Source organism: Nocardioides sp. Root151 (genome assembly GCF_001427925.1).
Classification (GTDB): Bacteria; Actinomycetota; Actinomycetes; order Propionibacteriales; family Nocardioidaceae; genus Nocardioides.
In genome coordinates this window covers 113,787-126,565 of the sequence record NZ_LMGG01000001.1, presented here as the reverse complement: position 1 = coordinate 126,565, position 12,779 = coordinate 113,787, and the positions used below count along the sequence as shown (strand labels likewise).

Sequence of the window (12,779 nt, the reverse complement as noted above, 5' to 3'; positions counted from 1 at the left end):
AGCACGCCATGGCCGCCACGGAACTGAGATTCGACGACCTGCTGGACCCGGTCCTGACACCGGCCCAACAGCAGATGGTCGACTACGCGAACGCAAACCCGGTCGACTACAGCGTCGACGCGGTTGTCGCCGGTGCCCGTGCGATGACCGGGATCGAGGACGTCGGGCCCGATGACGGGTGGGACGAACGGCTCCAGGTCTGGATCGACGTCGCCCACGAGCCGAACCGCACGAACATGGCGCGGATGGCGATGCTCGGCCTGTCCACGAAGTTCCTCTCCAACCGGATGCGCGTCCATGACTTCGCGGCCCGCCACCCCGAAGTACGTGACATCGAGATCGCCGCGCCCGTGATGGTGAGCGGACTCTTCCGCAGTGGCACCTCCCACCTGGTGAACCTCCTCGCGGCCGACACGAGATTCCGGGGCGCTCCCTTGTGGGAGCTCAACCAGATGGTGCCCGGACACGGTGACGGAGCGGGCCCGGACGGGGTCGACCCCCGGTTCACCCGCGCGGCCGAGAACTATGAGATGGCGCAGGCTGCCAACCCCTACATCAAGTCCTGGCACCCGATGGATCCGTGGCGGATCGAGGAGGACATCGAGATCCTGGCGTCGAACTTCTCCGGCACCTATCCCGAGCACCTCTTCCAGCACGCCGAGCCGTGGCGCGACTACCACCTCGCGCACGACCAGACCCAGCACTACGAGTTCCAGAAGCTGTGCATGCAGGTCATGGACTGGCACCGGCCCGGCGAGCGCTGGCTGACGAAGTATCCGGCTCACATCGAGAGCCTGCCAGCGCTGCTGAGTGTCTTCCCCGACGTGATCGTGGTGGAGACCCATCGTGACCCTGTCGGCGCGGTCGTCTCCGCCGCCACCATGCACTCCTACATGGCCCGCACCTGGCAGCACGAGATCGACTACGCGCATCACCTGGACTACTGGCGCGACCTCAGCCAACGCCTGCTGGAGGCGGGAGTGCGTGATCGTCATCTGGTCGAGGACCAGGTCGTGGACGTCTACTACGACGAGATGGTGGCCGACAACTGGTCGGCGGTGAATGCGGTGTACGACAAGGCCGGCATCGAGATGACGGACAAGTCGCGGGCGGAGATCCAGGCGTTCATCGACAACAACGCCCAGGGTCGCGACGGACGCATCGTCTACGACCTGCGTGGCCACTTCGGGGTCGAGCCCGAGGACGTCCGCAAGCCGTTCGAGGCCTACCTCGAGCGCCACCCGGTCCGGATCGAGGTCAAGTGACCGAGAGCGTCGAAGACTCGCGCGCCCTGGCAGCGCCGCTGCTCACCGACAAGGTCGTCCTGGTCACCGGCATCGGCCCCGGCCTGGGCCGGGCACTGGCCGTCCGCTCGGCCCAGGCCGGCGCCCACGTGGTGCTGGCAGCGCGCACGCCGGAACGACTGGCAGAGGTCGCCGACGAGGTGACCGCCCTCGGTCGGCGTGCCCTCGCCGTACCGACGGACATCACGGACCCCGAGTCGCGTGAGCAGCTCGTCCAGCGGGCGATCGACGAGTTCGGCCGGGTCGACGCGTTGGTCAACAGTGCGTTCGTCCAGCCGCCGCAGGAACGGCTCCTCGACACCGACGTCGAGGCCATCCGCGGCTGGACCGACCTCAACGTGCTGGCCTCGGTCGGACTGGTGCAACAGCTCCAGAAGACGCTGGTCGCCAACAGCGGTGCGGTCGTGCTGATCAACTCGATGGTGCTGCGCAACCGGCTGCCCGGCTTCGGCGCCTACCGCATGGACAAGGCCGCTCTCCTCGCTGCGGCGCGGAGCCTGTCCGTGGAGCTGGGGCCCCACGGCGTGCGGGTGAACTCGGTGGCACCGGGCTACATCTGGGCCGACAAGGTGCGCCGCTCCTTCGAGCGACGGGCCGAGGCCTCGGGCGTCACCTTCGACGAGGTGTACGACGAGGTGGCTGCCGGCACGGACCTTCGCCGGCTGCCGACCCCGGACGAGATCGCCGATGCGGCGGTCTTCCTCGCCTCCGACATGGCCAGCGGGATCACCGGCCAGTGCCTCGACGTGACCTGCGGTCACACCCACCACTGACGACACTGCGGCGACGAACCGCCGCGAGGAGGACCAGGATCACCGTGACCACTCTGGGCACCATCGAGGAACTCCATGAGGCCGCGTCGGCCCGCGCCGGGCTCGACGACTTCGGCGACCCCGGCTATCGGGAGCCGATGCAGGTGCTGATGGAGAGCTACGTCCGTGACGCCGGGCTCACCGAGGCAGGCATGGTGCGCACCAAGGCCATGCTCGGTACGGTGCTGGAGACCAGGCTCCGCCTGCAGCAGGCGTACGCACGCTGGCCGCAGGCCGGACAGGTCGCGATCCGGCGGCCGATCTTCGTCACCGGCCTGCCGCGCACCGGCACCACCGCGCTGCACCGGCTGCTCTGCCTCGACCCCGCGAGCCAGGGCCTCGAGCACTGGCTGACCGAGGCCCCGCAGCCGCGACCGCCGAGGAACACCTGGGACGACAATCCCGACCGCCGGCGCATGGTGGAGTCGCTCACCCAGCACGACGCCGAGAAGCCCGAGATGAAGGGCATCCACTTCATGTCCGCGGACATGGTCGAGGAGTGCTGGCGCGCGGAGCGGCTCTCGTTCCGCTCGATCGCCTTCCAGAACACGGCGCACCTGCCGACCTACTCGTCCTGGCTGGCGGGCCAGGACCTGGCGCCGGCGTACGACGCCCACCGCGACATGCTGCGCATGATCGGGCTCAACGACCCCGACAGGCACTGGGTGCTCAAGAGCCCCAGCCACCTCTTCGGCCTGGATGCATTGATGGACACCTATCCCGATGCCCTGATCATCCAGACCCACCGGGACCCGCGCACGATCGTCGCGTCGGTGAGCAGCCTGGTGCACACGGCCAGCAAGGGCACGTCCACGACGTACGACGCGAAGCAGGTGGGCCGCAACTCCCTCGAGCTCTGGTCCCGAGGAGCACGGGAGTTCGCCAAGGCCCGTGAGCGCCATGACCCGAGCCAGTTCATCGACGTGAACTACGAGGACTTCGTGGCCGACGCCCCGGGTGTCGTGGCGCGGATCCACGAGCAGTTCGGCCTGCCACTGCACGACGAGGTGCGCGCGGCTGTGACGGCCAGCCACCAGAAGAGCCTGGCCAGTGAACGGCGTCCGGTGCACACCTACGACCTCGCCGGTTTCGGCCTGACCGAGGCCGAGGTGGACGCCCAGTTCGCGGGCTACGTGGACGGACACTTCACGACCGCCACACCGGTCTCCTGAGGACGGCGCGGCTCCACGGGACAACAGGGCATGACGCCCGAGACGGAGGCACCATGGCTGACCTGACCGAGTTCGAGCAGCTCCGCGACGACGTCCGGGTCCTGAAGGACATCGAGGCGATCAAGCGGGTGAAGTACGCGTACTTCCGGTGCCTCGACACAGCGAACTGGAGCGAGCTCCGGGAGCTGCTGCACCCGAAGATGCGCGCGAACATCGTGGGTGGGCACTACCGCCTCGAGTTCGACAACCGTGATGACTACCTCGAGACGCTCGCCAACTCCTTCCACGCGGAGTTCGTCGGACAGCACAACGGCCACCACCCCGAGATCGACGTCCACAGCGCGACCGAGGCGACCGGCAAGTGGTACCTCTCCGACGTCGCGATCAACCTGGCCCGGGCGTGCACCACGGTCGGAACCGCGATCTACACAGACCAGTACCTCAAGACCGACGGTGCCTGGCAGATCATCGAGACCGGCTACTTCCGGATCTACGAGACCGTCACCCAGGACCCCGAGCCGCCGGCGTTGAGCGCGCACTACCTGGCCGACCACGGTCGCAGACTCCCCACGAAGTAGGAGACCTGCGTCCGGCAGGGCAGCCGGATGCGCCTGCCCTGCCGGCACCAGCCACTCAGGCGAACGGCGAGCTCAGCACGAACCGGCTGGAGGGCACGACGCCGACGTCAGGGCCGAGGAACTTCGCACAGCTCTCGAACATCAGGCCCATGCGGCGATCGAGCTCGCGCTGGTCGCCGCCGCTGCCGTACCAGACGTGCTGGTCGGACTGTGCCTCGATGGGAAACAGCTCCTCCACGATCGCGTCGACCGGGAAGGCATCGGCCGTGAGACTGCGCACCACGGTGTTCTGGACGTATCCGATGCTGGCCTGGGTCTCGATCGCGACGTCCGTGTGGTGGTTGTGCCAGTAGTCGAGCCAGTCCGGATGCGACATCGCCTCCCGCCGTCGGATGAAGGCGATGTTCGACAGGCCGGGTGTCCGTTCGCCCGGTGAGGGATCCGACGGCTCGATCGGGACGCTCTCGGTGACCACCCAACCGGCGATCGTGTCAGCCACCGAGAGCAGGGAACGCTCCAACGGCCCACGGACGGCGTCGCGCCAGCTGTCCACCCACAGGCTGACCACGGCGTCCACCCGGTGTCCGGACGGAGGACGTCGCAGGGTCGCCGACGCGACGGCTGAGTCGGAGACGTTGACCTGGAGACCACGCGCGCCGGAGGCTCGGAGCTCGTCGGCCACGGGTCCTCGCAGACGGGTGGACAGCTCTTCGGTGTCAGCGTCGGCCGGCCAGGTCACGGCATAGATCAGTTTCTCCACAGAGGTACTCCTCGTTCGAAGGGTCGGACGGTTCAGAACGACGCGCGGGCGCCGCCGTCGAGCCGCAGCTCCGAGGCGTTCCAGTAGCGCGCCTCGTCCGATGCGGCGAAGGCGATCACGGCGGCCATGTCGTCGGCCGTGGCGGACTCCTCCTGGCCCCACGGGTGGATCAGGCGGCTGAGCCACTCGCCCTGGTAGTCCTTCATCTGCTCCCAGATCTCCCACATCATCTTCGTCTGCACGCCGGAGGGGGAGATCGGCACGACCCTGATCCGCTGCGGGGCCAGCTCGATCGCCAAGGTGAGCGAGGCCGAGACGATCGCGGCCTTCGACCCGGCGTACGACGCCATCGTCGGCACGGCCTGCGTGGCCGACGTCGAGGCGATGTTGATGATGCTGCTCGTGCCGCCCGCAGGGATGAACGGCAGTGCCTGGTTGATCAGGAAGAGGGGGCCGATGAAGTTGATCTGGGCGATCCTGCGCGCGAGGTCGCTGTCGAAGGTGTCGATCGGGGTGCGCAGCGAGACGCCGGCGACGTTGCACACGACGTCGATGCGGCCGTCGAGCTGTTCACCTGCGGCCCGCACGGCATCGACGATGCTGTCGTCGTCGGTCATGTCGACGAAGTGGGAGCGGAAGCGCGCCGGGTCCTCGACCAGGCCCTCGGTCTCCTTCAGGCCCTCGGCACTCCTGCCGAGGCCGAACACGGTGGCACCTTCGGCGATGAAGCGGACAGCGGACGCCTGGCCGATGCCCGAGGAGGCTCCGGTGATGAGGATGTTCTTGCCTTCGAACCGGTGCATGGTTCTCCTTCGTGGTGGCCGGACCACGGTCCGGTGGAGGTGACTTGTTCCTGACGCTAAGTGGCCCGGATCACGTCCCTGGCGACGATCCCGGTGTCCGGGATCGTGTGTCAGTGGTCCTCTGGATCGCGCCTAGCGTCCAGTTGCCGAAGCACCCGGGCACCCCACTCGAGAGGACACCGACACATGGGCAAGCTGGAAGGAAGAGTCGCGATCGTCACCGGAGGTGCCCGCGGCATGGGCGCTTCGCACGTGCGCGGTCTGTTGCGCGAGGGCGCACGGGTCGTCTTCGGCGACGTGCTGGAGGACGAGGGGCGGCTGCTCGAGAAGGAGCTGGGGGAGGATTGTCGCTTCCTGCCGCACGATGCCACGTCGGAGGAAGGGTGGGCGGCGATCGTCGACCTCGCCATGACGACCTTCGGCAGGGTCGACGTCCTCGTCAACAACGCCGGGATCCTGGGCTTCGGGTCGTTGGACTCGACCTCCCTGGAGGACTTTCGTCGGGTCATCGACGTCAACCTGGTCTCGCAGTGGCTCGGGCTGAAGTACGCAAGCGCGGTGATGGGCGAAGGCGGGTCGATCGTGAACATCTCCTCGCTCAACGGGCTCGTCGGCGGGATGAACCTGACCGCCTACGCAGCCAGCAAGTTCGGGGTGAGGGGCCTGACCAAGTCGGCGGCGATCGAGCTCGGCCCCAAGGGCATCCGGGTCAACTCGGTCCATCCAGCAGGTGTGGCGACACCGATGCTGGGCAGGGCCGAGGACGACGTGGACAGCTCGAACGGACCGATGGCCAACATCCCGATCCCTCGGATGGCCTACGCCCACGAGGTCACCGAGATGGTGCTCTTCCTGGCGAGCGACAGCTCGAGCTACTCCACCGGCTCGGAGTTCGTCATCGACGGTGGCATGTCGGCGGGCGCCGGCTTCTGACCCTCGGGTCGCGACACGTTCCACCGACCGGGACTGCCGCCGGGCCGCCGCAAGGCTGGTCCCGGCGGCAGTCCCGATCATCAGGATCGCCCCCGGAGTGCCCCTTCGCCGTCGTTACGTTTCCCGAACCAGTGGAAGCAGGTCGACACCAGTCGGCCTGCAGGCGGAAGGGAACGTGCTGAGCATGTCAGTAGCCGAGATCAACGAGAACGAGGTCCGCACCATCGAGGCGGCCGAGGTCGAGACGCGGTTCGCGCGTGGCTGGCACTGCCTGGGCCTGGCCCGGGACTTCCGCGACGGCCAGCCGCACTCGATCACCGCGTTCGGCACCAAGCTCGTGGTCTTCGTCGGCGAGGACGACACGGTCAACGTGCTCGACGCCTACTGCCGGCACATGGGCGGCGACCTGTCCCAGGGCACCGTCAAGGGCAACGAGATCGCCTGCCCCTTCCACGACTGGCGCTGGGGCGGCGACGGCCGCTGCAAGAACATCCCCTACGCCCGCCGAGTCCCGCTGCGGGCCCGCACCGCGGCCTGGCCGACCCTCGAGCAGGACGGCATGCTCTTCGTGTGGAACGACCCCGAGGGCAACCCGCCGCCTGCGGAGGTCACCATTCCGGTCATCGAGAAGTTCAACGACGGTGAGTGGACCGACTGGGTCTGGAACCAGATGGTCGTCGACACCAACTGTCGCGAGGTGATCGACAACGTGGTCGACATGGCGCACTTCTTCTACGTGCACAAGTCGTTCCCGACGTACTTCAAGAACGTCTTCGAGGGACACGTCGCCACGCAGTACTTCGACGGTGTCCAACGCGAGGACGTCGTGCACCAGCAGGATGCGGTCGCTGCTGCGGATGCCCCCAAGTTCATCGGCTCCGAGTCGGAGGCCGCCTACTGGGGACCGTCGTTCATGATCGACCACCTCGACCACAAGTTCGAGGACGGGTCGAACCCGTCGGTGCTGATCAACGCCCACTATCCCATCGACAACAACAGCTTCATGCTGATCTTCGGGCTCAGGGTCAAGCGACGCGAGGGCATGACGGCCGAGGCCGCGGAGGCCGGTGCCCAGCGAACCGGGCAGGGGATCCTCACCGGCTTCATGCAGGACGTCGAGATCTGGAAGAACAAGACCCGCATCGACAACCCGCTGCTCTGCGAGGAGGACGGCCCGGTCTACCAGCTGCGCCGTTGGTACCAGCAGTTCTACGTCGACGTCGCCGACGTGACCCCCGAGATGACCGATCGCTTCGAGTTCGAGATCGACACCACCGCCGCAGTGAAGGCCTGGACCGCCGAGGTCGAGCAGAACATCGCGCTCAAGGAGACGGCCGGGGCACCCGCCTGACACGGACCCGCACGTCGGGACTCACATGATGGCATCGTCGTCGAGCCGGGCGAGGATGTTCTCCATCATGCCGTCCGACCAGACGGTGGACGGCCGGTCCTCGGGGGAGCTGTCGGGGAACAGTCGCTGGGAGATCCGTCGGGTGGCGTCGAGCACCAGCGGCACATAGCGCTCAAGGGGCTTGGCCGAGGAGCCACACAGCGCGACGGCGGCCACGGGTCCCTCGGGACCGCGGATCGCCGAGGCCACTCCGGAGACGCCCTGCACGTACTCGTCCTTCTCGAACGTCAGGCCGTGCCGGCCGCGAATCCGGCGAAGCTCCTGATGCATCACGAACAGATCGGTGATGGTGGCGGGGGTGCGGGGTCGCAGACCGCCCTCGAACAGCGCATCGACCTCCTCGGGCGTCACCCAGGCGAGCTGCGCCTTTCCCAACGCCACGGCGTACGCCGGTGCCCGGCCGCCCACGCGGCTCGGCAGCCCGGGCAGGGAGCCGGCACCGAACTGGTCGAGGTAGACCACGTCGGAGAAGTCGAGGATCCCCAGCTGCACCACGCGACCGGTCTTGTCGTGCAGCTCCTGGAGCAGCGGCACGGCGACCGACCTCAGCTGGTCGTGGTGCCCGACGTCGCCGCCCAGCTGGATGGCCCGTTGGCCGAGGCCGTAGCCGCCCTCGCTGTGCCGCAGCCAGCGCAGGCGCACCAGCTGCTCGAGGATCCGGTGGCTGGTCGACCGCGGCAGACCCGTGCCGCTGGAGACCTCGTCGAGACGCAGCCGCACGGCGCGGTCGTCGAACATCTCCAGGATCAGGGTCATGCGCTCGACCATGGAGGGAGGGGCCGAGGACGCACCGTCGGCGTCGGTCGAAGTCATCGGATGGAACCCTTCTTCATGGTGCTCGTGCAGGAGTGCTCAGGACAGGATCAGGGCGTCGTCGACCCCGTATCCCGACGCCCAACGCCCGTAGGGGACCAGGCTCTGCTCGACGTTGTTCACCAGGTGTGCCGCGCCCGTGTGCACGTCACGCCAGCATCGCTGGATCACGGTGCTGTTGCGCACGCCGTGCCCGCCCGAGACCTTGAGCAGCAGGTCGATGGCCTCGACTGCCCGTTCCGTGCTGCGCACCTGGTCGCGTCGAGCGCGCAACCGGGTCTCCACGGGGATCGCCGCGTTGCGGGTTGCCAGGTCGTACAGCTCGTCGAGGTTGCGATCGACCTGGAGCACCGTCGCATCAAGCTCCGTCAACCCGCGGGCGAGGGCGGCATGGAGGAAGTTGTCGTCATTGCCCTTGCTGCCGCCGTGACTGAACTGGGCGCGGTCGCGCATCCGGTCGAGGTGGTAGTCGTAGGCTCCCTCGGCGGTGCCGACCAGCGGGACGCTGATGGAGGTGCTGTAGACCGCGATCAGCGGGATGCGGTAGAGCGCGGGAGTCCCGGGCTCGCTCCGACGCTCCTCCACCCGCGTGCGGCCAATCGACGCGTAGACCCGATGGGCGGGGACGACCACACCGCTGACCACCACGCCCTTGCTGCCGCTGCCGCGCAGTCCCACCACGTTCCAGTCATCGGTCAGCGTCAGGTCCGAGCGCGGCACCAGCGCCACGGAGTAGTCGACGACGTCGTGGGCCGGTCCGACCAGGAGCGCGCCGAGCAGGAACCAGTCCGCGTGCTCGGCTCCGGCCGCGGCGTTCCACTCGCCACTGAGTCGATAGCCGTCGGACTCCGGCGTCATCCGCCCGACCGGGCCGTACGACGCGGTGACCCGGGCGTCCGGGTTCTTGCCCCAGACGTCTTCGGCTGCCTGGGGCTCCATGAGTGCCACGTGACAATGGGTGGCGCCGATGATCGAGGCCACCCAGCCCGTCGAACCGCAGGCGGCGGCCACCGCCCGGATCGCGGTGAAGAACGTCTTCGGGTCGCTCTCGAGGCCACCGTGGGTGCGCGGCTGGAGCATCCGGAACAGCCCGCTCGCGGTCAGCGCCGACATGGTCTGCGTCGAGACCTTGCGGTCCAGCTCGGTGCGCTCGGCTCGTTTCCGGATGTCGGGCAGCAGTGTCCTCACGGATTCGAGAACGTCGGCGTTCACGCAGGGTCCTCCGGCGAGCTGTTGGCTGGGGTCGTGTGTCGTCCCCCAGCCCCAAGGCTACCGCCGCCGGCGTCCCGGCGAGGTCGATCGGGTCCCGGTGATCGGGATCCGGGACGGCGCCCCGGAGCGCTTTGACTAGCGTCCTCGACCATGGAAGAGACATGGAGCCACGAGGTTGATTTCGTCGTTGTCGGCAGCGGTGGCGGCGGCATGGCGGCAGCCCTGACTGCGGCCGACTCGGGCCTCGACACGTTGATCGTGGAGAAGGCCGCGGTGTTCGGCGGAACCACCGGCATCTCCGGTGGCGGAATCTGGATCCCGAACAACCCGGCCCTGCGCCGAGCCGGTCACGACGACAGCCGTGAGTCGATCCGCACCTACCTCAACACCCTCACCGAGGGCAAGGTCTCCCAGGCCCGGATCGATGCCTTCATCGACAACGGCCCGGCCGCGATGGAGCTGCTCGAGAAGAGCAAGTGGGTCGACTTCTTCTGGGTCAAGGGGTACGCCGACTACCACCCCGAGCTCGAGGGTGGGCGGGCGCTGGGCCGCTCCATCGAGGCCAAGCCGTTCGACACCCGCAAGCTGGGGGAGGACGAGCAGCGACTTCACCCCAACGGCATGGCGGGACCGCTCGGGCTCTGGGTCACCGCGAAGGACTACCACGACCTCGCCATGGTCAAGCGCACGTGGCGCGGCCGGTGGATGTCGGTGGTCGCCGCCTGGCGGGTCTCCTCCAACGTGATCCGCCGCCGCCACATGGCCACCACGGGTCGGGCCCTGGTCTCCCGGCTGCGGCTGGCGCTCAAGGACGCCGGCGTTCCGGTCTGGCTCGAGACGCCGATGTCCGACCTGGTCGTCGAGGACGGCGTCGTGACCGGCGTCGTCGTCGAACGCGACGGCGTGCCGACCCGGATCCGCGCCCGCAAGGGAGTCCTGCTGGCCACCGGCGGGTTCGACCACAACGACGAGATGCGCAAGCAGCACCTGCCCGAGGGCGGCAAGGACGACATCAGCGGTGGCGCCCGGAGCAACACCGGCGACGGCATCCTGGCCGGCGAGCGCCTCGGCGCTGACACCGACTTCATGGACGACGCGTGGTGGATGCCATCGGTCAAGCACCCCGCCGGCGCGATCGTGCCCCTGGTCTCCGAGCGGTCCATCCCGCCCTCGGTGATCGTCTCGGCGCGCACCGGTGAGCGTTTCACCAACGAGGCTGCGCCGTACGTCAACTTCGTGCACGACCAGCTGGACGGCGGCCACATCCCCGTCTGGTTCGTCATGGACGCCAAGGCCCGGTCCCGCTACCCGTTCGCCCGGGTGCTGCCCGGAGTCGACTTCCCGGCACCGTGGTACGACGCGGGCACCGTGGTGAAGGACGACACGATCGCCGGACTGGCCGGCAAGATCGGCGTGCCCGCCGACAAGCTGACCGCGACCGTCGAGCGGTTCAACGGCTTCGCCCGGTCCGGCAAGGACGCCGACTTCGGTCGCGGGGACAGCGCCTACGACCGCTACTACGGCGACCCCACCCTGCCGAACCCGGCGATCGACACCCTCGACCGGGGCCCCTACTACGCGGTCAAGGTCGAGGCCGGTGACCTCGGCACCAAGGGAGGCCTGGTCTCCGACGAGCACGCCCGCGTCCTTCGGGCCGACGGCTCGGTGATCGAGGGCCTCTACGCGACCGGCAACACGTCCGCCTCGGTGATGGCCAACGAGTACCCCGGAGCCGGCGGCACCATCGGGCCCTCCATCGTCTTCGGCTACGTGGCCGCCCGGCACGCCGTACGCACTCCTGCCCACGTGGCAGACGCACAGCGGTAGGGACAGGGGCCATGTCGCAGCAGCGCGCCTTCAAGGTCCGGGTGGTCGAGGTGATCGCCGAGACCCCGGACGCCCGTTCGATCGTGGTCGAGCCGGAGACCGCCGACGCCTCCCACTTCGGCTACCGGCCGGGCCAGTTCCTCACCCTCAACATCCCCACCGACCGCGAGGGCGGCGCCGCGCGCTGCTACTCACTGTCCAGCTCACCGTCCCTGGACGAGCGGCTGAAGATCACGGTCAAGCGGACAGAGGGTGGCTACGGCTCGAACTGGGTGTGCGACCACCTCGGGGTCGACGACGTGATCGAGGTGCTGGCACCGTCCGGCACGTTCACCCCGCGCTCCCTCGACGTCGACTTCCTGCTCTTCGCCGCGGGCAGCGGGATCACCCCGGTCATGTCGATCCTCAAGACGGCGCTGCACGAGGGCTCGGGCAACGTCGCGCTGGTCTACGCCAACCGTGACGAGCAGTCGGTGATCTTCCGTGACGAGCTGGTCGCTCTCGAGAAGGCGTACGACGACCGCCTGCGGGTGATCCACCTGCTCGAGTCGGTGCAGGGACTGCCCCGGGCGCGGACCCTGGAGCAGCTCGCCGGGATGTGGGCGGACCGGCACGTGTTCATGTGCGGCCCGGAGCCGTTCATGGACGCGGTGACGGCCGCGGTCTCCGAGGCCGGGGTCACCCCGGATCGTGTGCACCACGAGAAGTTCCTCTCGCTGGGAAGCGACCCGTTCGCCGACTCGGTCGTCGAGCTCGACGACGCCGGCCCGACCAGCACGGTCGAGGTCACCCTCGACGGAGCGACGACGACCTTGGCGTGGCCGCGCAGCAACAAGCTGCTCGACGTGCTGCTGGCCGCCGGCCTCGAGGCGCCGTACTCGTGTCGTGAGGGCAACTGCAGCGCGTGCGCCTGCATCGTCCTCGAGGGCGACCTGGAGATGGAGCGCAACGAGGTCCTCGAGGCCGAGGACATCGCCGAGGGCATCGTGCTCGGGTGCCAGGCAGTCCCGCTCAGCGACCGGCTCCGGATCACCTACGACCAGTGACGACGAGCACCAGAACCGGCGATTCTCACTGAGCGAGAGACCTCGCCCATCGGGTGGGTTCGCGCGCAACTGTGGTCCCAGACCACAAGGCCCGAGAAGCGAGGAAGA

At 68.4% G+C, this 12,779-nt stretch carries 12 protein-coding genes; 8 read left to right on the top strand and 4 right to left on the bottom strand.

Features of this window, described 5'->3' with window-relative positions; all coding sequences use genetic code 11:
• The first annotated feature begins 8 nt into the window (after window positions 1-8).
• Genes ASD66_RS00650 through ASD66_RS00635 form a run of 4 tightly spaced genes read left to right on the top strand, consistent with a single transcriptional unit; the run spans window position 9 to window position 3,866 of the window.
• Window positions 9-1,265: a sulfotransferase family protein gene (locus tag ASD66_RS00650; protein ID WP_056889754.1), complete on the top strand. Its 1,257-nt coding sequence runs from the start codon at window positions 9-11 to the stop codon at window positions 1,263-1,265.
• Window positions 1,262-2,077, top strand: coding sequence for an SDR family oxidoreductase (locus tag ASD66_RS00645; protein WP_056889753.1), 816 nt, complete (start codon window positions 1,262-1,264; stop codon window positions 2,075-2,077). Before ASD66_RS00650 ends, ASD66_RS00645 begins: the two co-directional genes overlap by 4 nt.
• A gap of 44 nt (window positions 2,078-2,121) precedes the next feature.
• Entirely contained in the window at window positions 2,122-3,288 is a 1,167-nt protein-coding gene (locus tag ASD66_RS00640) for a sulfotransferase family protein (RefSeq protein ID WP_235529918.1), read from the top strand.
• Window positions 3,289-3,341: 53 nt separating this feature from the next.
• Window positions 3,342-3,866, top strand: a complete 525-nt coding sequence (locus ASD66_RS00635) for a nuclear transport factor 2 family protein (RefSeq protein ID WP_056889752.1) — start codon at window positions 3,342-3,344, stop codon at window positions 3,864-3,866.
• 55 nt (window positions 3,867-3,921) lie between these two features.
• Here ASD66_RS00635 and ASD66_RS00630 read toward each other — a convergent pair whose 3' ends face one another.
• Window positions 3,922-4,626 (bottom strand): EthD domain-containing protein, encoded by a 705-nt coding sequence (locus tag ASD66_RS00630; protein WP_056889751.1) that lies wholly within the window; start codon window positions 4,624-4,626, stop codon window positions 3,922-3,924.
• A 32-nt stretch (window positions 4,627-4,658) separates the two neighbouring features.
• Complete coding sequence (locus ASD66_RS00625; RefSeq protein ID WP_056889750.1) at window positions 4,659-5,429, bottom strand: SDR family NAD(P)-dependent oxidoreductase; 771 nt, start codon at window positions 5,427-5,429, stop codon at window positions 4,659-4,661.
• Window positions 5,430-5,615: 186 nt separating this feature from the next.
• Here ASD66_RS00625 and ASD66_RS00620 point away from each other — a divergent pair, with 186 nt between their 5' ends.
• On the top strand, window positions 5,616-6,362 hold the full coding sequence (locus ASD66_RS00620; RefSeq protein ID WP_056889749.1) for an SDR family oxidoreductase: 747 nt from the start codon (window positions 5,616-5,618) through the stop codon (window positions 6,360-6,362).
• A 184-nt stretch (window positions 6,363-6,546) separates the two neighbouring features.
• The gene (locus tag ASD66_RS00615; protein ID WP_056889748.1) at window positions 6,547-7,713 is read left to right on the top strand and encodes a Rieske 2Fe-2S domain-containing protein; all 1,167 of its coding nucleotides are present in this window, start codon (window positions 6,547-6,549) and stop codon (window positions 7,711-7,713) included.
• Window positions 7,714-7,734: 21 nt separating this feature from the next.
• On the opposite strand, the gene ASD66_RS25600 is transcribed toward ASD66_RS00615, so the two are convergent.
• The gene (locus ASD66_RS25600; protein WP_082599266.1) at window positions 7,735-8,586 is read right to left on the bottom strand and encodes an IclR family transcriptional regulator; all 852 of its coding nucleotides are present in this window, start codon (window positions 8,584-8,586) and stop codon (window positions 7,735-7,737) included.
• A 39-nt stretch (window positions 8,587-8,625) separates the two neighbouring features.
• Window positions 8,626-9,798 carry a hypothetical protein gene (locus tag ASD66_RS00605; RefSeq protein ID WP_056687158.1) on the bottom strand — a complete coding sequence of 391 codons (1,173 nt, stop codon included), beginning with the start codon at window positions 9,796-9,798 and terminating at the stop codon, window positions 8,626-8,628.
• A gap of 150 nt (window positions 9,799-9,948) precedes the next feature.
• Here ASD66_RS00605 and ASD66_RS00600 point away from each other — a divergent pair, with 150 nt between their 5' ends.
• Together ASD66_RS00600 and ASD66_RS00595 are read left to right on the top strand one after the other, a co-directional pair.
• Window positions 9,949-11,625, top strand: coding sequence for an FAD-binding protein (locus tag ASD66_RS00600; RefSeq protein WP_056687156.1), 1,677 nt, complete (start codon window positions 9,949-9,951; stop codon window positions 11,623-11,625).
• Window positions 11,626-11,636: 11 nt separating this feature from the next.
• On the top strand, window positions 11,637-12,671 hold the full coding sequence (locus tag ASD66_RS00595; protein WP_056687153.1) for a ferredoxin--NADP reductase: 1,035 nt from the start codon (window positions 11,637-11,639) through the stop codon (window positions 12,669-12,671).
• Window positions 12,672-12,779 lie beyond the last annotated feature (108 nt).